Origin of the sequence: Mesorhizobium sp. BR1-1-4 (genome assembly GCF_020165375.1) — a bacterium.
In the GTDB taxonomy this organism is placed as follows: domain Bacteria; phylum Pseudomonadota; class Alphaproteobacteria; order Rhizobiales; family Rhizobiaceae; genus Mesorhizobium; species Mesorhizobium australicum.
Genome location: NZ_JAIUIB010000009.1, coordinates 149,734 through 171,799 on the forward strand (window position 1 = coordinate 149,734; position 22,066 = coordinate 171,799).

The window sequence follows — 22,066 nt, forward strand, 5'->3', positions numbered from 1 at the left end:
TTTGAAGGCATGCCGCTGGTCACCTAGTTTGCAACTCGGCTGGCGCGAACCCATTCTTCCAGCATCTGCACGCCGAATGCGGTAGCGCCTTCCCGGCCCAAGGGCTGATCCTTCTCGGTCAGTTCCTTGCCGGCGATGTCGAGATGCACCCAGGGGCGGTCTTCCGTGAAGTGTCGCAGGAACGCCGCCGCGTAAGGAGCGTCGCCGTCTTCCATGTCCTTGGCGTGATGTCGCAGGTCCGCGAACGGCGATTGCAGGCCCTCGTCATAAGCCCGGTCGAGCGGCAGCTGCCAGAACCGCTCGCCGACTATTTCTCCGGCCGCGATCATCCGCGAGGCGATGGCATCGTCGGTGCTGAAGAGACCGGCGAATACCGATCCAAGACCGCGCATCACCGAATAGGTCAAGGTGGCGAGGTCGACGATCACCGACGGATTGAAGCGCGAAGCGGCATAATAGAGGCAGTCGGCCAGGATCAGGCGGCCTTCCGCATCCGTGTCGAACACTTCCACGGTTTGCCCGGACGCTGTCGTGATGATGTCGCGCGGCTTGAGCGCGGTGCCTGACGGCATGTTCTCGGCAATGCCGAGCACACCGACGACGTGCACCGGGCTGCCTTGCCGGGCCAGGGCGATCAGCAGGCCGACCACGGCGGCCGCACCGCCCATGTCGGCCTTCATATCGAACATCTGCTCGCCGCGTTTAATGCAGAGACCGCCGGAATCAAAACAGACACCCTTGCCGACGAACGCCAGCGGCTGCGCAGGAGCACCCTTGCCGCGATAGCGCAGGACGGCGAGTCGTGGCGGCCGTACCGAACCCGACCCCACGGCCAGTATCGCGTTCATGCCGAATTCCCTGAGCTTCGCCGTATCGAGTATCTCGACGTCGATGCCGGCTTCGCGCAGAGGCTCCAGGTGATCGTGGAAATTGTCGGGATGGAGATGGTTCGGCGGCAGGTTGACCAGTGTGCGCGCATATTCGACGCCATCCGCGATGGCATTGATCCGCGCCAATGCTGAATTCAGCTCCGGACCGCCGGCCCCGACCAGTTGCACCCGCAGGGTCCGATCGGCCCCCGCCCCTTGGCGCCGGTTGCGCATGTCGAAACGATAGCGCCGCAGCCGCATGCCAAGCGCGACTCTTGCCAGGATTTCCGCTCCCGGCAGACTTATGCCGGCAATGGGGTCCAGGACCAGGGTGGCCGCGCATTCCCCTTTGCCCTCCAGATGCGCGGCAAGCAGGCCGCCGGCACGCGCCAAGGAGAGTGCGGTGACGGCCTCGGCCTTGCCCATGGCCAGGACAATCACGCGCCGCGCCGATACCGCCTGGGGGGCGATGACATCGATACAGGCGCCGGATTCAGCCAAGGCAGCCGCATCGGCACAGGCCCGGGAGAGGATCCCGCCCATTTCGGTGTCCAGGGCCGTTGCCCGCGGGCCAAAGCCGGTTTGAGCGGCCTGCAAAATCACGACGACGGAGGTTTCAGCGGAAATCTCGTCCGCCGTTTCAAAGACCGGCACTGGCGATTGAGGCATAGGTAGGCGTTCTCCTCTTTGCGGGGCTTTGGCCGAGGCGCGGCTTGCAGTTTGCGCAAGGCTTCTCCCGCCACCGGTGGAAACCGGTCAAACCGGCCGTCACCTCTGGTTGGATCGTGCCGAAGTCCCCAAATTGTCGTTCTTGAGACGACTTAATTGCTCTTGCCTCTTGGGTATCCCCGAACGGGTCAGGCGATCAAACGCCAATTTTGTCCATATCGATTGACAAAAACTCAACTGGCAATTCATGATCGGCCGATGGCCCTACCCTCACTCAATGGCATGCGCGCTTTCGAGGCCGCCGCCCGTCTCGGCAGCGTCAAGGACGCAGCCGAAGAGCTGCATCTGACACCCTCGGCTATCAGCCGTCACATCCGCGCACTCGAACGGAATCTCGGCCAGGAGCTGTTCGAGCGCGGCTTTCGGCAGATAACGCCGACCATTCGGGGCTCTTATTACGCACGCAGCCTCTCCGAAGCATTCGAAGCCATCTGGCGGGCCACCGACGATGTCAGTCTCGCCGGGCCCCCAAGCCACGGCAGGACCCAGCGTGTCCGGGTTTTGTGCGTCCCTGCCGTCCTGAACCTTTGGCTGGCGGACCGGCTGCCGAATTTTCGCCGACGGCATCCGTCCGTGGATCTCGAGATCTCGACATCGGGCAAGCGGGCCAATTTCGATTTGGCCATCGTCGACGAGTTCGTCTACAAGGCCGGCCCGGCTCTGACGCTGCTGATCCCGCTGGTCCTGACGCCGGTCTGTGCGCCCTCGCTGCTTGAAGGGCCGATGCCGCTGCGATCGCCCGCCGACCTGGTCAACCACCACCTGATCCACGAATGCGAGACCATGCGATGGAAGCGCTGGCTGGAGCAGGAAGGCGTGTTGGACACGACGCCGAAATCCAGCACGACGCTGGATGATTGTACGCTGATCATGCGCGAGGCGATCAATGGCGCTGGAATAGCGCTCGCCGACACGATGATGGCCCAGGATCTGCTGCAGCAGGGCAAACTGGTCGCCCCGTTCAGCGCCCGCCATACCTATCCGGCCGGCATCTACCTGCATCAGCGCCGCAGCATCGGAAACAAGCCGGGTACCGGCCTGTTTCAGGATTGGCTGCTTTCCGAAGTCGAGGACCACAAGCGGGTGATGGCCATCGCCTAGGCAGCCTTGCTTGCCGATAGGCGTCGGGAACGCGGGTTTGTCCAGCTTGGAAGCCGTGGATCGAGAATTCGAATCGACAGGCAGCCCTGTTTCAAAAGCGGCTCACCATCACGGGCTCTCGATAATCGCGGTTCACATTGAATATCTTTAAGGCCAAAGCCGGCAAATCGATTGCTTGCCGGTTCCCCTGCGTCAGGCGTAACCTCTGCGGTCAACGCGTGAGGGCGCGTGCTGCAAGAAGGGGACATTGCAATGACGATACAAGGCGCATCGCCTGACCTGTATAATGAAGACCTCGCTCCTGCCAAGGTTCGAAACTGGGGACCGTTCTCGATCTTCAACGTCTGGACGTCGGACGTCCATAGCCTGTGGGGCTACTACCTCGCCGCCAGCCTGTTTCTGTTCTGTGGCGGCTTCGTCAATTTCATCATCGCCATCGGCATCGGTTCGCTGATCATCTACGCACTGATGAACATGGTCGGTTATGCCGGTGTAAAGACCGGTGTGCCCTACCCCGTGCTCGCCCGCGCCTCCTTCGGCATCTGGGGCGCCAACATTCCGGCACTGGTGCGCGCCATCGTCGCCTGCTTCTGGTACGGCGCGCAGACAGCGGCCGCCTCAGGCGCCATCGTCGCATTGCTGATCCGCTCGCAATGGTTCGCCGATTTCAACGCCAATACCCATTTTCTTGGCCATTCCGGCCTGGAGGTGATCTGCTTCGTGATCATATGGGCACTGCAACTGCTGATCATCCAGCGCGGCATGGAAACGGTGCGCCGCTTCCAGGACTGGGCTGGCCCGGCGGTCTGGGTGATGATGCTGATCCTGGCGGTCTATCTCTGCGTCAAATCAGGAACCTTCGCCTTCACCAGCGATATCCCAATGGATGTACTGCTGGAAAAGACCAAGGATGCGGGCGTCCCTGGTACTCCAGGGTCTTGGACCGCACTGTTTGCCGTGGCGGCGATCTGGGTGACGTACTTCTCGGCGCTCTATCTAAACTTCTGCGATTTCGCCCGTTATGCCCCCGACCAGGCATCGCTGCGCAAGGGCAATATCTGGGGCCTGCCTATCAACCTGATCCTGTTCTCGCTGGTCGCCGGCGTCACCACCATCGCCGCATACGACGTCTACCATGAGGTGCTGCTGCACCCCGACCAGATCTCGGCCAAGTTCGACAGCTGGTTCCTGGCCGCGCTCGCGGCGCTCACCTTCGCGGTGGCGACGCTCGGCATCAATGTCGTGGCCAACTTCGTCTCGCCGGCCTTCGACTTTTCCAATGTCTTTCCCCGCCAGATCGACTTCAAGAAAGGCGGCTACATCGCGGCCGTCATCGCGCTGGTGCTCTATCCCTTCGCACCGTGGGAAGGCAGTGCGGCTTCCTTCGTCAACGTCATCGGCGCAACGATGGGGCCGATCTTCGGCGTGATGATGGTCGATTACTATCTGATCCGCAAAGGTGAAGTCGACGTCGAGGCGCTGTATCGCGAGGACGGCGAGTTCCGCTTCCAGGGTGGCTGGCACGTCAATGCGTTCATCGCCGCCGGCATTGGCGCCATCTTCTCGTCGATCCTGCCCAACTTCACCAACTGGCTGCCGTCCTGGTGGGGCGTCTATGGCTGGTTCTTCGGCGTGGCGATTGCCGGCGTCATCTACTACGTGCTGCGCACCGCGGCCGTGAGCGCCAGCGCCAAGATGGCGAAAGCTTGATGAAACCATAGCGGGGCGGCCCCGAGCCGCCCCGCTCTACCGCGCGATCATTTCGGCCAGCTTGCGCACGGTGTTCCAGTTGCGCGATGTGCCGACGCCCATGCGCTTGTGGTTGGCAGCGGCAAGCAGGCGCGAGCTAGGCCTCTCCCTTGAAAAGACGATCCAGATGTCGCCGCCGACCAGAAGCACCTTCTCGTCCGCGACGGCACAGGCTTGAAGCCCCGATATGGCATCTTCGGCCACAGGTTTGCGCATCACGCGCACCGCCACCTGGTCGCCGGCTTCCACCGACTCGGTTGGGAATGGATTGCTGGCTGCGAGTTTGCGCCAGTCTTCGGCGGCACGCACGATGATATCGACATGGCGGCCAAAGGCCTGTTCGAAGGCGGATTCCAGGCGTGTCTCAAGCGTGGTGATCGAGGTCTTTTCACTCTCGAAGACCAGGTTGCCGGTCGCCACCAAGGTGCGGACATTCTTCAGGCTGAGACTTTCCGCCATGGCCTTGAGGTCGGACATGACGACCCGCCGCCCCTCTCCCAGGACGATGCTGTAGAGAAGCGCGACATAGGTCCGCATGGGAGCGATCAGACCAGGCGGCTCTGCTCCACCGCCGCCTCGATGAAGCTGGCAAACAGCGGATGCGGATCGAGCGGCCGGCTCTTCAGTTCGGGGTGATATTGCACGCCGATGAACCAGGGATGGTCGGGGTATTCGACCGTCTCCGGCAGCACACCGTCGGGCGACATGCCTGCAAACACCAGCCCGCAATCCTCCAGGCGCTGCTTGTAGTCGATATTGACCTCGTAGCGGTGCCGGTGACGTTCGGAAATCTGGGTGTCGCCGTAGATGTCGGCGATCTTCGAACCCTTGGCGAGCTCGGCCTGATAGGCGCCGAGCCGCATGGTGCCGCCGAGATCGCCAGTCGCCCTGCGCTTTTCCAGCATGTTGCCTTTCAGCCATTCGGTCATCAAACCGACGACCGGCTCCTTGGTCGGGCCGAATTCGGTCGACGAGGCATGTTCGACACCGGCCAGCGATCGCGCCGCCTCGATGCACGCCATCTGCATGCCGAAGCAGATGCCGAAATACGGCACCTTGCGCTCGCGTGCGAATTTGGCCGCCAGGATCTTGCCTTCCGAGCCGCGTTCGCCGAAGCCGCCGGGCACCAATATGCCGTGCACCTTCTCCAGCCAAGGCGTCGGGTCTTCCTTTTCGAAGATTTCCGATTCGATCCAGTCGAGCTTGACCTTGACGTGATTGGCCAGCCCGCCATGCGAAAGCGCCTCGATCAGCGATTTGTAGGCATCCTTGAGGCCGGTATACTTGCCGACGATGGCGATGGTGACCTCGCCTTCCGGATTGTGGATGCGGTTGGAGACGGCCTGCCACGGCTCCATGCGCGGCTTGGGCGCCGGCTCGATGCCGAAGGCAGCGAGCACTTCCGAATCCAGACCTTCCTTGTGATAGGCCATCGGCACGTCGTAGATATGTGGCACGTCGAGCGCCTGGATGACGGCGCTTTCCCTGACATTACAGAACAGCGACAGCTTGCGGCGCTCTTCCTTGGGGATGGCGCGGTCGGCGCGCACCAGAAGAATGTCGGGCGCGATGCCTATGCCGCGCAGTTCCTTGACCGAATGCTGGGTCGGCTTGGTCTTCAGTTCGCCCGCCGTCGGGATATAGGGCATCAGCGTCAGGTGGACATAGACGGCGTTGTTGCGCGGCAGATCGTTGCCGAGCTGGCGGATCGCCTCGAGGAACGGCATCGCCTCGATGTCGCCGACCGTGCCGCCGATCTCGCACAGCACGAAATCATAATCGTCATTGCCGTCGAGGACGAAGTTCTTGATCTCGTCGGTGACGTGCGGGATCACCTGCACGGTGGCGCCGAGATAATCGCCGCGCCGCTCGCGCTCGATGATGTTTTTGTAGATACGCCCGGTCGTGATGTTATCCTGCTGATTGGCGGACCGGCCGGTGAAGCGCTCGTAATGGCCAAGATCGAGGTCAGTTTCGGCGCCGTCATCAGTGACGAACACCTCGCCGTGCTGGTACGGCGACATCGTGCCGGGATCGACGTTCAGATAAGGGTCGAGTTTTTTGATGCGTGCGCGATAACCTCGCGCCTGCAGGAGAGCCCCAAGGGCCGCTGCGGCAATGCCTTTTCCAAGTGAGGAAACCACGCCGCCTGTGATGAATACATATCGCGCCATGGGAGTCATCGCTTAACGCGGCCGGATTGATTCCGCCAGAGAAAAAACCGCCGCGAAGGCTTTTTCCCAAAAAGGCGCTCGGACCATGATCCCGAAAAGTGGGATCCGGCTTTCGGACAGGCATCACGGCCAAAGGGTTTTGACCGGGGGTCTTACAGCAATTCCAGGACAGGTGCGTAGCGGTTTTTCGTCTGGAATTGGCGTAAAAACAACGACTTAGAGCGGGTCGACCCTTCAAACGTTGAATCGCTCTAAGCAAAACAAAAGGGCCGGCTGAGCCGGCCCTTTCGGTATGATGACGGAAACGTCAGATGATGACGACTTTGGTGCCGATCCGGACGCGGCTGTATAGATCCATGACGTGCTCGTTCATCATGCGGAAGCAGCCATTGGACGCGCTGGTGCCGATCGACTGCGGCGCGATGGTGCCGTGGATACGCAGATGCGTGTCCTTCCTGCCATCATAGAGATAGATGGCGCGGGCGCCGAGCGGGTTCTGGCCGCCGCCTGCCATGCCGTCCTTGTACTGGCCGTAGTGCTTGGGCTCGCGCTTCTGCATGTCGAGCGTCGGGATCCAGCGCGGCCACTCCTGCTTGTCGCCGACCGCGACCGTGCCCTTGAACTGCAGGCCTTCGCGGCCGACCGCGATGGCGTAACGGCGTGCGGTGGTCGATGATTCGACGAGGTAGAGTCGGCGAGCGCTGGTGTCGATGACGATTGTGCCGGCGTCATAGCCGGTGAATTCCACGTCCTGAGGCACGAATTCCGGCTTCACCTTGAACGGCTTCTTGGCGTTCTTCTGGGCAAGTGCCGAGTCGAGCGCGCGTGTCTCGGGCAGATAGCTGATCGATGAGCCAGACGATGTTCCACCGAACAGACCCGCGAACAGGCCGCCGCTTGACTGCTTCTGGCCGCCGACGACCTCGCTGCGCAGTTCGCCATTGTTGCCCGTCAAAGCGACATTCATCGCCTCGGCTGGGATCGGCTCGGCCGCCGGGATCGGGGTGACAGGTTCGATCGGTTCGATGATCTTGACGGTCTTCTTGGCCGGCTTGGCATCGGCTACTTCGGTTGCCGCTGCTTTCTGGCCCTTGCTGGCCAGGAACGCCTGCCGATCTGCGTCAGCCCTGGCCTTGGCCGCCTCGCGCATCGCCATTTTCCTGGCCTCGAGCGCCTTGGCCTTGGCATCCTCCTTGTCGGCAACGATCTTGGCCTCGATCTTCTTGATCTGGGCAAGATCCTCCGGCGTGGGGTTTTTCTTCTTCTTGAGAAGCTTCAACTGCGTCGCATCGCTTTTGGCAGCGACGGGGATGGCGCCGGTCTTTTCGAGCGACACCGACTGTTGTGCGGCCATGTTTGCCGGCATGGCGGCGGAGGCCGGGGAACTCATGCCGATTGCGGCGCAAAGTCCCAGGAAAATGAAGCTGCGAAGCTGCATGGCGAAGATCCGATCGTTCAATGCTTGTTGCCCACGGCGTCGCCCGGCGTCCCCCAAGGACGCCGAAAATGCCGCGTGCAATCTATAGTCGAATAAGCGCGTATGCCTCAAGCGCGAGACCGCGCCGCGGTCTGTCGAATCTTCGTGATTGCGCAGCATTTGCCGCGACTGTGTTCAAACGAACACAGATCGCGGTTTCGAACGTGAGGTTATTGGTTCGGAACCTGAGGCGACGCCGGCGCGGTGTTGGTGGTTCCATTGGCCGCTGGCGGCGTGGTGCTGCCGGCGGGCGCGGTGGCCGGGGCCGTCGCCAGCGGTTTTGTCGCGGCGTCGTTGCCGGACGGCGGCGTCGGCGTGGTGTTGCCGGCGGGTGCCGGCGTGGCCGTACCCGGCAATTGGTTGAGCACGCCCTTGCCGGCGCCATCCGAGGTCGCGGGAACCCGATCGAGAATGTCGATCGGCTTTTCGCCGTAGCGGGCAATGATCGACAAGGTCAGCGACGTCACAAAGAACGCTGCCGCCAGGATCGCCGTCGCCCGGGTCAATGCGTTGGCCGCGCCGCGCGCGGTCATGAAGCCCGATCCGCCACCAATGCCGAGACCGCCACCTTCGGAGCGCTGCAGCAGCACCACGCCGACAAGGGCGAGCACGACCATGAGATGGATGACGATCAGTACGGTTTGCATAATTTATCCTGGCAAGGCCCTGCCCGGCCGCGGACACGGCCGGTGAATTGGAGGCGGCTCAATACAATGCTTTCACGGCATTTCCAAGCCCGTGGCCGGAATATGGGAAGCAACGCCCTCTTTGCAACGAATTTGGACGGGACGAGACCCGTCCATCCTCGCGAATCTCAGCCAGCAATGCTGCGATAGGCTTCGGCGATGCCCAGGAAATCAGCTGCTTTCAGGCTGGCACCGCCGACCAGCGCGCCGTCGACATTCCTGACGCCCAGCAGTTCAACGGCATTGGAAGGCTTGACCGAGCCACCGTAGAGGATGCGCATCCTGGCGGCGGCGGTCCCAAGTTTTTCCGCCAGCTTTTCGCGGATATGCGCATGCGCCTCGGCCACATCGGCCGCGGTTGGCGTCAGGCCGGTGCCGATCGCCCAAACCGGCTCATAGGCAATGACGGTGTTGGATGGCGTGGCGCTTGGCGGCACCGAGCCGGCGACCTGGCGCGACAGCACCTCCAGCGTCGCTCCAGCCTCACGCTCCTGCCGCGTCTCGCCGATGCACACGATGGCCACGAGCCCGGCCCGCCAGGCGGCGGTGGCCTTGGCCTGGACCGTCGCATCGTCCTCGCCGCTTTGCTCGCGGCATTCGGAATGGCCGACAATGACATGGCTGGCGCCTGCGTCCTTCAGCATCTCCGCTGAGATACAGCCGGTATAGGCACCGCTTTCCTTGGGATGACAGTCCTCGCCACCGGCATGGACCGGCGTGCGCGACAAAATCTCCGCGGCATGGGAAAGCAGCGTCGCGGGAACGCAGACCAGCGCTTCGGTCTCGGCGTCGAGCCCGCTCATGAAACCGTTGCCGATCATCCTGAGCTCGTTCAGCGAGGCGCTGGTGCCGTTCATTTTCCAGTTGCCGGCGACAAGCGGGCGAATTCCTGGTGTCATGGTGTGCTTCTCCGGGCGATATCAAGCTCTGGCCCTCACTACCAAAATCAGGCCACAAAGCAATCGACAGTGGGCAGGAAGGGCGCTATTGCGCTTGGTTCAGACTCGGCGCATGCGAAAATGCGCATAAATCGGAAGTAACCATGCTTGGTATATTGAGAAGCGCGGCGGGTACCTGGGTCGCGAAGACATTGCTTTCGCTGCTGGTGGTCAGTTTCGCCGCCTGGGGCATCTCCGGACGGCTGATGGGCGGCTTCGCGGGCCACGATTCGGTAATAACGGCCGGCGGCACCAAGGTATCGATCAACGAATACCGCCTCGCCTATGACCGCCAGCTCGCCGTCATGTCGCAGCAGTTTGGTCAACGCCTCACGCATGAACAGGCAAAGGCGCTCGGCATCGACAACCAGGTGCTGGCGCAACTCGTTTCCGGTGCCGTCCTCGACGAGCAGGCACGCAAGCTCGGCCTCGGCCTTTCCAAGGATCGGCTGGCCGAACTCACCCGCGAAGACCCGGCTTTCAAGGGCCCTGGCGGTCAGTTCGACCGAAGGACATTCGACTACATGCTGCACCAGGTCGGCATGCGGCCCGAGGATTATCTGAAGAACCGTGCCCAGGTAGCGGTGCGCCAGCAGATCGTCGAGGCGGTCTCGGACGGCCTCAAGGCGCCGGACACGTTCTTCAAGGCGGTCGCGCTCTACCGCGGTGAAGACCGCACCGTCGACTATTTGACTTTGCCGAAGGCGCTGGTCGAGCCGATCGCGGCGCCGAGCGACAGCGTGCTTCAGGCCTATTTCGAGGCCAACAAGAAGAGCTACGCCGCACCTGAATACCGCAAATTCTCGTATGTTCGCCTCGAACCGGCGGACATAATGGATACGACCGCGGTCACCGACCAGCAGGTCAGTGACGACTACAACAAGAACAAGTCACGCTACACCACGCCCGAAATGCGCACCATCGAGCAGCTTGTGTTCAAGACACCGGATGCCGCCAAGGCGGCACTCGATTCGCTCAAGGCCGGCGCTACCTTCGACAAGCTGGTGACCGCCGAGGGCAAGACCCCGGCCGACACGCTGCTTGGCACGCTCGCCAAGGACAAGATCGCCGACAAGGCTGTTGCCGATGCCGCCTTCGCGCTCAACGCCAACGAAGTCAGCCAGGTCGTGCAGGGCGCCTTCGGTCCGGTGCTGCTGCGCGTGACCGAGATCAAGCCCGAGGTGGTGAAGCCGCTCGCCGAAGTGTCGGACCAGATCCGCAAGGACCTGGCGCTGGGCGAGGCAAGCCGCATCCTTCTGGATGTGCACGACAATTATGAAGACACCCGCGCATCGGGCAGTTCGCTGGCCGATGCCGCCGCCAAATTGAAGCTTAAGGACATCACCATCGACGCCATCGATCGCAACGGCCTGAGGCCCGATGGCTCCATCGTCAAGGACCTGCCGGAATCGCCGGCGCTGATCAAGGCCGTCTTCGATGCGGAACCGAACACCGAAAACGAGGCGCTGACCACGGCGGACAACGGCTTCGTCTTCTATGAGGTCGGTTCGATCACACCGGCCCGCGACCGCACTCTTGATGAGGTGCGCCAAAAGGTTGTCGCCGACTGGACGGCGGCCGAGACCGCCAAGCGGCTCGCCGCCAAGGCGGACGAACTCGAGAAGCGCCTCAAGGCCGGCACCACGCTCGACGTCATCGCCGGCGAACTCAAGCTGGAGAAGCAGACCAAGCGCGGCTTGAAGCGCGAAGCCGACGATGCCGATTTCGGCAAGGAAGGCGCCGCCGTCATGTTCGGCGTCGGCGAAGGCGGCACCGGATTGATCCCCTCGCCCACCGGCGACGGCCAGATCCTGTTCAAGGTCGCCGAAGTGTTCGAACCGGCCGGCGCCGACGCCAGCTCGGTGCCGGACGACGCGCAGAAATCATTCACCTCCGGCATGTCCGACGACCTGCTCGACCAGTTGGTGGCGCAGTTGCAGACGCAGTACGACGTCCGCGTCGACCAGGCCGCCGTTGCCCAAGCCTCGACAAGATGAGCGCGCTGAAAACCCATATCGCCAAGGTCGCGACCGGCACCGCACTGTCCTTCGAGGAGGCCTGCGAGGCCTTCGACATCATCATGTCGGGCGATGCGACCCCAGGGCAGATCGGCGGCTTCCTGATGGCGTTGCGCGTACGCGGCGAGACGGTGAGCGAAATATCGGGCGCTGTCGCCACGATGCGCGCCAAGATGCTGCGCGTCGATGCTCCTGACGGCGCCATCGACATCGTCGGCACCGGCGGCGATAATTCGCACTCGGTCAACATCTCGACGGCTTCCGCCTTTGTCATTGCCGGCAGCGGCGTGCCGGTCGCCAAGCACGGCAATCGCGGCCTGTCCTCGCTGACCGGCGCGGCCGACGTCCTAATTGCCCTTGGCGTCAGGATCGACATCGCGCCGGAGCTAATCGGCAAGTGCATCCATGAAGCCGGCGTCGGCTTCATGTTCGCGCCAGCGCACCATCCGGCGATGAAGCATGTCGGTCCGGTTCGTGGCGAGCTTGGTACGCGCACCATCTTCAACCTGCTCGGCCCGCTTTCGAACCCGGCTAGCGTCAGGCGGCAGATGGTCGGCGTGTTCATGCCGGAATGGATCATGCCGGTGGCCGAAACGCTGAAGGCGCTCGGCACCGAGCATGCCTGGGTCGCCCACGGCGATGGTTATGACGAGATCACCACCACAGGCGACACACAGGTAGCCGAACTGGTTGGCGGCGAAATCCGCAGCTTCACGCTGACCCCGGAAGAGGTTGGACTGAAGCGTCATACCAAGGATGAGTTGCGTGGCGGTGACGCCGCCTACAATGCCAAGGCCTTGCGCGATATGCTGGGCGGCACCGCCGGCGCCTATCGCGACACGGTGTTGATGAATGCCGGCGCCGGACTGGTGATTGCGGGCAAGGCGACGACACTCGGTGACGGCATCGCCATCGCCGCACAGGCCATCGACAGCGGCCGGGCGCTGCAGGTGCTCGACCGGCTGGTCGAGATTTCGAACGGGTGAACCGTGTCTGACATTCTGCGCAAGATCGAAGTCTACAAGCGCGACGAGATCGCCGCCGCCAAGGCAAGCGTGCCGCTGGCAGAGATCAAGGCGCGCGCGAAGGACGCCGACGCGCCGCGCGGGTTCCTCGCCGCGCTCGAAGCCAAGCGCGGATCGGGTGGCTTCGCACTGATAGCCGAGATCAAGAAGGCAAGTCCGTCCAAAGGGCTGATCCGTGCCGATTTCGATCCGCCGAGCCTGGCCAGGGCCTATGAAAAAGGCGGCGCGGCCTGTCTTTCCGTGCTGACCGATGGGCCCTCCTTTCAGGGCGCACCGGAGTTTCTGGCCGAGGCGCGAGCCGCTGTGACGCTGCCCGCCCTGCGCAAGGATTTCCTGTTCGACCCCTACCAGGTCTACGAGGCGCGGGCCTGGGGCGCGGACGCCATTTTGATCATCATGGCCAGCGTCGATGATGCCATGGCCAGCCAACTCGAATCGACTGCGTTCGAGCTCGGCATGGACGCCCTGATCGAGGTGCACGATGAAGCCGAGACCGAGCGAGCGCTGAAACTGTCATCGCAATTGATCGGCATCAACAACCGCAATCTGCGGACATTCGAGACCAGCCTCGATACGTCGGAGCGGCTGCGGGCGATGGTGCCGGGGGGTCATTTGCTGGTCAGCGAAAGCGGCATCTTCTCGCATGACGATTGCCTTAGACTGCAAAGGATGGACATCGGCGCCTTCCTGGTGGGCGAGAGCTTGATGCGCCAACGGGATGTGACCGCTGCAACGCGCTCGCTGCTCACGGGCAAGGCGTCCGATGCATCGGGCCGAGAATCGGAATCGATTTTCGGAGAGCACGATGCATAGAGTCAAAGCGACAGAGCGCACTCTGTGCGTCCGAATGGACGCACGTCGCTCTATGGCGATTTGACGATGACAGGCGCTCTCACCCATCTTGGCGCACAGGGCGAGGCCAACATGGTCGATGTCGGCGACAAGAACGAGACGACGCGCACCGCGATCGCAGAGGGTTTCGTCTCGATGCAGCCAGAGACGTTGAAGACCATCCTCGCCGGCAATGCCAAGAAAGGCGATGTGCTGGGCACGGCGCGCATCGCCGGCATCATGGCGGCCAAGAAGACGCATGAGTTGATCCCGCTCTGCCACCCTCTGCTGCTGACCAAGGTTTCCGTCGACATAGAGCCTGACCATGCTCTGCCCGGCCTGAAGGTCACGGCCCTTGCGCGCGTCACCGGCAAGACCGGCGTCGAAATGGAAGCATTGACGGCAGCCTCGGTGGCCTGCCTGACTATTTACGACATGGCCAAGGCGGTTGACCGCGCCATGGTCATCTCCGGCATACGGCTGGTCGAAAAGACCGGCGGCAAGTCCGGCGACTACAAGGCAGGGCTCTGATGGCACTGGTTCCGGTCGCCGACGCGCTCGAGCGCCTGCTCGACGGCGCCGTGCCGCTGGCCGGCGAAAGCGTCCCGCTCATCGAGGCGATCGATCGTGTGCTGGCGGAACCGGTCATGGCGCTGCGCACCCAGCCGCCCTTCAACGCTTCGGCCATGGACGGCTATGCGGTGCGAGCCGCCGATGTCGCGTCGGTGCCGTCGAAACTCTCGGTGATCGGCATGGCGCCGGCCGGACGCGGCTTTGACGGCGCGGTCGGCCAGGCACAGGCAGTGCGTATCTTCACCGGCGCACCGCTGCCTGACGGCGCCGACACCATCGTCATCCAGGAAAACGTCCGGGATCTCGGCGGCGGCAACATCGAAGTGATCGAGCCAACCGCCGTGTGGCGTAACATTCGCCGCGTCGGCCTCGATTTTTCCAAGGGCGACGTGCTGCTGGAGAAGGGGCGCGTGCTCGACCCGGCGGCACTGTCGCTGACGGCATCGGCCAATCATCCCCGAGTAGGCGTGGTGAAACGGCCGCTGGTCGCCATCATCGCCACCGGTGACGAGTTGTTGCCGCCCGGCAGCGAACTCGGGCCCGACCAGATTATCTCGTCCAACGCCTACGGCGTCGCCGCGGCGGCACAATCGGTCGGTGCCTGTGCGCTCGATCTCGGGATCGCCGCCGACCGCAAGGACGACATCGCCGGCCTGGTCAGGAAAGCGGTCGCGGCGGGTGCCGATGTCATCGTCACGCTGGGCGGCGCATCGGTCGGCGACCGCGACCTGGTCCATGACGTGCTGACCGGCGAAGGCATGACGCTCGGCTTCTGGAAGATCGCCATGCGTCCCGGCAAGCCGCTGATGTTCGGGCGCCTCGGCGATATCAGATGCATCGGCCTGCCCGGTAATCCGGTAGCAAGCCTGGTCTGCTCGCAATTGTTCCTGAAGCCGCTTCTGGCAAGGCTGGGCGGTCGCGACCATCGTCAGGATATCCGCCCGGCACGGCTGGGCGCCGCAATGGCGGCCAATGACCTGCGCCAGGATTATGTGAGGGCGGTGGTCAGGGAAGATGACGGCGAACTGGTGGCGACGCCGTTCGGCATCCAGGATTCCTCGATGCTGAGAATGCTGGCCGACGCCAACGGACTGGTCGTGCGCGCGCCTTTTGCCCCTGCATCCGCTGCGGGCGACGCTTGCAGCGTTCTGATGTTGCGCTGAAGTATTTCGTAATAACTTACTGATCACAGGGCTTATTCCGAGATCAAGGTCCGCGTCAATGCATGCGCCGGATCGGCCAAGCCATCCACTACATCGTAGTGATGCCGGTCGGGCTCGACCACGGCACTGGTGGTGGCGCCAAGCCCGGTCCAGATGTTGGCCAGCAACGCATTCTGTCGCAGGAACTCCGAGCGCTCGCCGCCGCCGGCCCAGCAGGTGATGCGGACACCATCGATTGGCCGCAGCAGTGCCGGGCTTTCCGTCAGCGCCTCATGCTCATCGATTTCCAGCACGGCGTTCATGCCGGTGCGCATCAGCGGGCGCAAATCATGCAAGCCGGAAATCGAAACGACGTGGCGTATGCGCCGCGCGACATCGGTGGCGAGCGGTGTGGTTGTGGTCACCATGCGGCTGGCGAGATGTCCACCGGCCGAATGTCCGGTCAACATCAGCGGTCCCCCGACCATTGCCGCCGCTTTGCCGATCGCCGCCCCGATTTCGCTGACAATGCCGGCAATGCGGATGTCCGGGCACAGCGTGTAGGAAGGCATAGCCACCGCAAAGCCGTTGCCGACCGCGCCCTTGGCGAGATGCGACCATCCGCTTTTATCGGACTCCAGCCAGTAGCCGCCATGGATGAACACGACGAGCCCCCTGGGCGTGGCCTCCGGCAGGAAAAGATCGAACCGGTTGCGCGGCCGATCGCCATACGCGATGTCGAACCGTGCCCGGCCCTCCCCCGACAGTGCGTCACGGAACGCTTGCGCCGGTCCCGACCAGGCGGCGGGCCAACGGTCGCTGCCGGCAATATTCGCGCCGTTGGCATAGGCATTGTCCCAATCGGCAATGCGATGGTCGAGCATCGGCACCCTCCCCGAAACAGCGTCGTCTCAGTGCTAGCAATGGCCGCCACCATACCGTGCGTCAAGGCTTTGGGGTGAAACATTTTAGGCTTGAAACAAATTTCGACTGGTGCGATCCTGCCTTCGGAACAGCCGACAAAATGGGAGGTCCGCTGTGCCGTCCGAACCCGCCGATGGTCACCTTTCCGGTGACATGTCGACAAGGGTGTAGCCGGCCGCACGAAGCCTTCCGCGAGAGACAGGAATTCAGATCCACCGCCGCCGGCCAGGTGCCACGCACGCTGCCGGGGGGCAGACAGGGACAGCGGCGACATGCTTGGGCCTTCAGCGCATACCGACACGTTCACCCGCGATAATCTGCCGCCGCCCGAGCAATGGCCCGACTTCCTGCTCGACGGCTTCGACTATCCAGAACACCTCAATGCCGGTGTCGAATTGACCGACAGGCTCGTCGAGAAGGGCCTTGGTGACCACACCGCGCTGATCGGCAATGGCCGCCGCCGCACCTACAAGGAACTGTCCGACTGGACGAACCGGCTCGCCCATGCGCTGGTCGAGAACTACGGCGTCGAGCCGGGCAACCGGGTGCTGATCCGCTCCGCCAACAACCCGGCAATGGTCGCCTGCTGGCTGGCCGCCACCAAGGTCGGTGCTGTCGTCGTCAACACCATGCCGATGTTGCGCGCCGGTGAACTCACCAAGATCGTCGACAAGGCCGAGATCACGACCGCGCTCTGCGACACCAGGCTGATGGACGAGATGACCGCCTGCGCCAAGGACAGCGCGTTCCTGAAGCAGGTGATCGGCTTCGACGGCACCGCCAACCATGACGCCGAGCTCGATCGCGCCGCCCTCGACAAGCCGGTTACCTTCACCGCCGTCAGCACCGGCCGCGACGATGTCGCCCTGCTCGGCTTCACTTCGGGCACGACCGGCGTGCCGAAGGCGACGATGCATTTCCACCGCGACCTGCTGATCATCGCCGATGCCTACGCCCGTGAAGTCCTGCAGGTGACGCCCGACGACATCTTTGTCGGCTCGCCGCCGCTCGCCTTCACTTTCGGCCTTGGCGGGCTTGCCATCTTCCCCCTGCGCTTCGGCGCGGCGGCAACGCTTCTGGAACAGGCGACGCCACCCAACATGGTCCACATCATCGAGACCTACAAAGCGACCATTTCCTTCACCGCGCCGACCGCCTACCGGGCCATGCTGAAGGCCATGGACGAAGGCGCCGATCTTTCATCATTGCGCGTTGCCGTCTCGGCCGGCGAGACCTTGCCGGCTCCAGTCTTCGAAGAGTGGACGCGAAAGACCGGCAAGCCTATCCTTGACGGCATCGGCGCCACCGAAATGCTGCACATCTTCATCTCCAACCGCTTTGACGACAGGAAGCCCGCTTCGACGGGCAAGCCGGTGGCCGGTTACGAAGCGCGCATCGTCGACGAGGAGATGCGCGAGGTGCCGCGTGGCGAGACCGGACGGCTGGCGGTGCGCGGTCCGACCGGCTGCCGCTACATGGCCGATGACAGGCAGAAGGACTATGTGCGCGACGGCTGGAATCTCACCGGCGATACCTTCACGCAGGATGAGGACGGCTTCTTCCACTTCGCCGCGCGTTCCGACGACATGATCGTCAGCGCCGGCTACAACATCGCCGGACCCGAGGTCGAGGCGGCGCTGCTGTCGCATCCCGATGTCGCCGAATGCGCGGTCATCGGTGCCGAGGATGGCGAGCGCGGCCAGATCGTCGAGGCGCATGTCGTGCTGGTGCAAGGTGTCCCGCCAGACGCAATGACCGTCAAGCGCCTGCAGGACCACGTCAAGGCAGCCATCGCGCCCTACAAATACCCCCGATCGGTCAAATTCATCGCCGCTCTGCCGAAGACCCAGACCGGCAAGATCCAGCGGTTCCGGCTGCGCACGGAGAAGATCAATTGAGCGAGCCTTACGATCCGGCCTCTGAAGGCGCAGAGATGTCGTTCAAGGAGCGCATGTCCTACAGCGACTATCTGCACCTGGAGAAAGTGCTGGAGGCCCAGACACCGCTGTCCTCGGCGCATGACGAAATGCTGTTCATCATCCAGCACCAGACATCGGAATTGTGGATGAAACTCGCTTTGCACGAGATTGGCGCGGCGATCCGCTCGATCCGTGCCGACCGCCTCGAACCGAGCTTTAAGATGCTGTCGCGTGTCGCCCGCATTTTCGAGCAGTTGAACAATGCCTGGGACGTGCTGCGCACGATGACGCCCAGCGAATACACCGAGTTCCGCGACGCGCTCGGCCAGTCCTCGGGTTTCCAGTCCTGGCAGTATCGCGCCATCGAGTTCATGGCCGGTAACCGCAACCTCGCCATGCTCGGGCCGCACAAGCACCGGCCGGACCTCAGCCAGAAGCTGGAGGCGATCCTGGCCGAGCCGTCGCTCTACGATGAAGCGCTGCTGCTTCTGGCCCGCAATGGCTTCGACATCGGGGTGGACGCAAAGCGCACGGATTGGCGCGAGACGCGGACCGGGAACGAAGAAGTCCTGGTCGCCTGGCAGACGGTGTACCGCGATCCGCAGCGCTACTGGATGTTTTATGAACTGGCCGAGAAGCTGGTCGACTTCGAGGACTATTTCCGCCGCTGGCGCTTCAACCACGTCACCACCGTCGAGCGCATCATCGGCCTGAAGCGCGGCACCGGCGGCACGTCGGGTGCCTCCTATCTCAAGAAGATGCTCGAGGTCGTCCTGTTTCCGGAACTGTGGATGGTTCGCACCCGGCTCTGAACTCTTTGTTTTGGCACGGTTTTGGACGGAAACCGCGTCACATTTTTCCCGGCTTCGCGCCGGCTTCAGGTCACCGCCGTCTTGACCGCGAAGCGTGCATCCTGCCAGGCGCCAGTGCGCAGGATATCTTCCAGGACCTCGACCGCCTGCCAAACATCGGCGTAGCCGACATAGAGCGGGGTGAAGCCGAAGCGGATCGTCGACGGCGCACGGAAATCGCCGATCACGCCGCGCTCGATCAGGGCCCGCATCACCTGGTAACCGTTGGGATGGAGGAAGGACACCTGGCTGCCACGCTGATTGCCGTCGCGCGGGCTTTCCAGCTCCAGGCCGTAGGCGCCGCATCTGGTCTCGACGAGCTGGATGAACAGGTCGGTGAGCGCGATGCTCTTCTTGCGCACCGTCGCCATGTCGACATCGTCCCAGATATCCAGCGCCCCCTTCAGCGCCCGCATCGATAACACCGGCTGCGTGCCGCACAGGAACCGGCGGATACCGCTGCCGGCCGCATAACCCTGCTCGAAGGCGAAGGGCCGCGCATGGCCCCACCAACCGCTGAGCGGCTGCTGGACTTTATCGTGATGACGCTCGGCGGCGTAGATGAAGGCTGGCGCGCCCGGGCCGCCATTGAGATATTTGTAGGTGCAGCCGATGGCGAAATCGGCATTGGCGCTGTCGAGCTCGACAGGCAGCGCGCCGGCGGTGTGGCAGAGATCCCAGACGATCAGCGCTCCGACCTGATGGGCCTTGCATGTCAGTGCCGCCATGTCGCGCAGCTGGCCGGACTTGTAGTTGACGTGGTTGACCAGGATGACCGCAACGCGCTCGTCGATCAGCTCCTCAATGGTCGGCGCATCAACGCCCTCAAGCCGCAACACCGTGCCGGGGCGCGTCGAGGCCACGCCTTCGGCCATGTAGAGATCGGTTGGAAAGCTGTCTCCCTCGGCGACGATGACCGAGCGGTCCGGCCGCATGCCGAGTGCGGCATGCAGCACCTTGTAGATGTTGATCGAGGTCGTATCGCAGACCACCGTCTGGCCGGCCGCCGCGCCGATCAGCCGCCCCAGTTGGTCGCCGAGCGCGACCGGCATGTCGAACCAGCCGGCGGTGTTCCAGGCACGGATCAGATCCTGTGCCCACTCCTGGGTCGCGGCTTTCCGCAGCTCGTCGAAGACGGCGGGTGCTGCGGCGCCGAGTGAATTGCCGTCGAGATAGATCACGCCTTCCGGCAAGATGAACCGGTCGCGCATGGCACGCAGCGGGTCCGCCGCATCCATGGCTTCGACGGCTGCGAGATCGAGCGTTGCAGGCATAATTTGTGACATTCCCTGGTTATTCACGCCTTGGTCATTCACGCCGGTTACTCACGAATCGCTTCGCGAACCGGTGCGGAACCCCGGCTGCGCTTGAGGCTGGGCAAGGCAAGCATGGCCAGTACGAACAGGCCCGTGGCAAGCTTCAGGTCAGGCGGCGGCATGCCGGCCGCAAGGCAGAACGACACCAGCTGGTAGTAGATGATCGCGCCGGCGAAGGGCGCCAGCAATTGCCGCCACACCGTCTGCTTGCCGACGACGGCTTCGCCGATCATCAGCGCGGCAAGGCCGTTGATGAGAATTCCCAGGCCCATATTGACGTCGGCGAAGCCTTGCGACTGCACCATCAGCGCACCGCTTGACGCCGAAAAAGCGCTGGCCAGCCCGACACCGCCTATGGTCGCGGCCCAGACATTGATGCCTTGCGCCTCGGCCATGTCAGGATTGGCGCCCACGGCGCGCACGGCAGTCCCCTTCTCGGTCCTGAAGAACATGTAGAGCAGCATGAAGGCGGCAAGCGCGAGGAGACCCGCGACGACGATCTTGCTGGCGGGGAAACCCGGCCGCGCGAACGGCACCCAGTCGAACACCGAGGGCGAACCGAAGACGGACAGGTTGGACTTGCCCATAATGCGAAGGTTGATGCTGTAGAGCATCGTCATCATCAGGATGCCCGCAAGCAGCGTGTGGATGCGGAAGCGCAGATGGATGAAGGCGGTGCAGCAGCCCGCCGCGAAGCCAGCGACAAGGGCGGCAGCAACGCCCATCAGCGGCGATGCGCCGGCGGCAAGGAGAACGCCGCAGACGCAGCCGCCCAGCGGAAAAGCGCCTTCGCTGGTGAGATCGGGAAAATTCAGCATGCGAAACGGGATCATGATCCCGAGCACGACAAAGGCCAGGATCAGGCTTTGCGCCAGGGTGACCGGCATGATCGCGACGAAGCTGGTGAGAACGTTCCCAACAAAACCCATGATGATCAGCTCGCCAGCAACATGCGATCGGTCTTGACGGAGAAATGGCCGATCAGATCGATAACCGTGACCCTCGCCTTCTCCCGCCCGGCGACTTCCAGGAGCACCCGGCCCGCATCGAGCATGATCACCCGGCTGCCATAATCGACGGCGTGTTGCATGTTGTGGGTCACCATCAAAGTCGTCAGTTTCAGCGCGTTGACGGCGCGCACGGTCGCTTGCATGACGATTTCGGCCGTGCGCGGGTCGAGGGCCGCGGTGTGCTCATCGAGCAGCAGCAAGTCCGGCGATCCGCCGACCGCCATGATCAGCGACAAGGATTGCCGCTGCCCGCCGGAGAGCAGGTCGACGCGCGTGTCGAGACGATTTTCCAGACCGAGACCCAGGATCGACAGGCGTTCCCTGTAGGATGCAAGCCGGGTGGTGTTCAGCCCCGGGCGCAAGGTGCGCTTTTGGCAGCGCAAATCGGCCAGCAGCATGTTTTCCGCAACTGTCATGCTGGCGGCGGTGCCGCGCATCGGGTCCTGGAACACGCGCGCCAGTTTCGCGGCGCGCTTGTGCACCGGCATTGCAGTCACGTCGGCGCCGTTGATCAGGATCTGGCCGGAATCGAGGATCAGGGCGCCGGAAATGGCGTTGAGCATGCTGCTCTTGCCGGCCCCGTTTGAGCCGATGACGATGCCGAACTCTCCGGTGGCCAAGGACAGGCTGAGACCGTCCAGCGCGACCTTCTCGTCGGCCTGGCCCTTGTAGAACACTTTGCGCGCGGATCGAATCTCGAGCATCGTTTCTCCCTGACCTCGGGATGATGGCGC

The 22,066-nt window shown here is 63.2% G+C and carries 19 protein-coding genes; 9 read left to right on the forward strand and 10 right to left on the reverse strand.

Annotated features, from left to right (window positions below):
* Positions 1–23 precede the first annotated feature (23 nt).
* The gene (locus tag LB571_RS20605; RefSeq protein ID WP_224597516.1) at positions 24–1,538 is read right to left on the reverse strand and encodes a leucyl aminopeptidase; all 1,515 of its coding nucleotides are present in this window, start codon (positions 1,536–1,538) and stop codon (positions 24–26) included.
* 258 nt (positions 1,539–1,796) lie between these two features.
* On the opposite strand from LB571_RS20605, the gene LB571_RS20610 reads away from it, so the two are divergent.
* Together LB571_RS20610 and LB571_RS20615 are read left to right on the forward strand one after the other, a co-directional pair.
* Positions 1,797–2,699, forward strand: a complete 903-nt coding sequence (locus tag LB571_RS20610) for a LysR substrate-binding domain-containing protein (RefSeq protein WP_224597519.1) — start codon at positions 1,797–1,799, stop codon at positions 2,697–2,699.
* A 252-nt stretch (positions 2,700–2,951) separates the two neighbouring features.
* The gene (locus LB571_RS20615; RefSeq protein ID WP_224597522.1) at positions 2,952–4,409 is read left to right on the forward strand and encodes an NCS1 family nucleobase:cation symporter-1; all 1,458 of its coding nucleotides are present in this window, start codon (positions 2,952–2,954) and stop codon (positions 4,407–4,409) included.
* A 36-nt stretch (positions 4,410–4,445) separates the two neighbouring features.
* On the opposite strand, the gene LB571_RS20620 is transcribed toward LB571_RS20615, so the two are convergent.
* From LB571_RS20620 to tpiA, 5 genes are all read right to left on the reverse strand, one after another.
* A complete protein-coding gene (locus LB571_RS20620; protein WP_224597542.1) occupies positions 4,446–4,985 on the reverse strand; it encodes a DUF1697 domain-containing protein in 540 nt (179 codons plus the stop codon).
* Between the two features lie 8 nt (positions 4,986–4,993).
* Complete coding sequence (locus tag LB571_RS20625) at positions 4,994–6,631, reverse strand: CTP synthase (protein WP_083883046.1); 1,638 nt, start codon at positions 6,629–6,631, stop codon at positions 4,994–4,996.
* Between the two features lie 298 nt (positions 6,632–6,929).
* Positions 6,930–8,060, reverse strand: coding sequence for a L,D-transpeptidase (locus tag LB571_RS20630; RefSeq protein WP_224597545.1), 1,131 nt, complete (start codon positions 8,058–8,060; stop codon positions 6,930–6,932).
* 209 nt (positions 8,061–8,269) lie between these two features.
* Complete coding sequence (gene secG / locus LB571_RS20635; RefSeq protein ID WP_140616434.1) at positions 8,270–8,746, reverse strand: preprotein translocase subunit SecG; 477 nt, start codon at positions 8,744–8,746, stop codon at positions 8,270–8,272.
* A 167-nt stretch (positions 8,747–8,913) separates the two neighbouring features.
* Complete coding sequence (gene tpiA, locus LB571_RS20640) at positions 8,914–9,684, reverse strand: triose-phosphate isomerase (protein WP_140664064.1); 771 nt, start codon at positions 9,682–9,684, stop codon at positions 8,914–8,916.
* A gap of 143 nt (positions 9,685–9,827) precedes the next feature.
* Between tpiA and LB571_RS20645 the strand changes: the two genes are divergently transcribed.
* The 5 genes from LB571_RS20645 to glp all read left to right on the forward strand — a co-directional run bounded on the left by LB571_RS20645 (position 9,828) and on the right by glp (position 15,333).
* A complete protein-coding gene (locus LB571_RS20645) occupies positions 9,828–11,720 on the forward strand; it encodes a SurA N-terminal domain-containing protein (RefSeq protein WP_015317810.1) in 1,893 nt (630 codons plus the stop codon).
* Positions 11,717–12,727, forward strand: coding sequence for an anthranilate phosphoribosyltransferase (gene trpD, locus LB571_RS20650; protein ID WP_015317809.1), 1,011 nt, complete (start codon positions 11,717–11,719; stop codon positions 12,725–12,727). The genes LB571_RS20645 and trpD overlap by 4 nt, the downstream gene beginning before the upstream one ends.
* A gap of 3 nt (positions 12,728–12,730) precedes the next feature.
* Positions 12,731–13,579 (forward strand): indole-3-glycerol phosphate synthase TrpC, encoded by an 849-nt coding sequence (gene trpC, locus LB571_RS20655; protein WP_224597548.1) that lies wholly within the window; start codon positions 12,731–12,733, stop codon positions 13,577–13,579.
* A 66-nt stretch (positions 13,580–13,645) separates the two neighbouring features.
* Positions 13,646–14,128, forward strand: a complete 483-nt coding sequence (moaC, locus tag LB571_RS20660; RefSeq protein ID WP_140824573.1) for a cyclic pyranopterin monophosphate synthase MoaC — start codon at positions 13,646–13,648, stop codon at positions 14,126–14,128.
* On the forward strand, positions 14,128–15,333 hold the full coding sequence (gene glp, locus LB571_RS20665; protein ID WP_224597551.1) for a gephyrin-like molybdotransferase Glp: 1,206 nt from the start codon (positions 14,128–14,130) through the stop codon (positions 15,331–15,333). The genes moaC and glp overlap by 1 nt, the downstream gene beginning before the upstream one ends.
* 32 nt (positions 15,334–15,365) lie before the next feature.
* Here the strand turns inward: glp and LB571_RS20670 are convergent, their stop codons facing one another.
* Complete coding sequence (locus LB571_RS20670; protein ID WP_224597553.1) at positions 15,366–16,196, reverse strand: alpha/beta hydrolase; 831 nt, start codon at positions 16,194–16,196, stop codon at positions 15,366–15,368.
* Between the two features lie 312 nt (positions 16,197–16,508).
* On the opposite strand from LB571_RS20670, the gene LB571_RS20675 reads away from it, so the two are divergent.
* Positions 16,509–18,134, forward strand: coding sequence for an AMP-binding protein (locus LB571_RS20675; protein WP_224597557.1), 1,626 nt, complete (start codon positions 16,509–16,511; stop codon positions 18,132–18,134).
* Entirely contained in the window at positions 18,131–18,967 is an 837-nt protein-coding gene (gene kynA / locus LB571_RS20680; RefSeq protein ID WP_263484902.1) for a tryptophan 2,3-dioxygenase, read from the forward strand. The genes LB571_RS20675 and kynA overlap by 4 nt, the downstream gene beginning before the upstream one ends.
* A 65-nt stretch (positions 18,968–19,032) precedes the next feature.
* Here the strand turns inward: kynA and kynU are convergent, their stop codons facing one another.
* Genes kynU through LB571_RS20695 form a run of 3 tightly spaced genes read right to left on the reverse strand, consistent with a single transcriptional unit; the run spans position 19,033 to position 22,036 of the window.
* On the reverse strand, positions 19,033–20,280 hold the full coding sequence (kynU, locus tag LB571_RS20685; protein WP_224597559.1) for a kynureninase: 1,248 nt from the start codon (positions 20,278–20,280) through the stop codon (positions 19,033–19,035).
* A 47-nt stretch (positions 20,281–20,327) separates the two neighbouring features.
* Positions 20,328–21,251: an ABC transporter permease gene (locus tag LB571_RS20690; RefSeq protein ID WP_140718009.1), complete on the reverse strand. Its 924-nt coding sequence runs from the start codon at positions 21,249–21,251 to the stop codon at positions 20,328–20,330.
* A gap of 5 nt (positions 21,252–21,256) precedes the next feature.
* Complete coding sequence (locus LB571_RS20695) at positions 21,257–22,036, reverse strand: ABC transporter ATP-binding protein (protein WP_224597574.1); 780 nt, start codon at positions 22,034–22,036, stop codon at positions 21,257–21,259.
* Between the last annotated feature and the right edge of the window lie 30 nt (positions 22,037–22,066).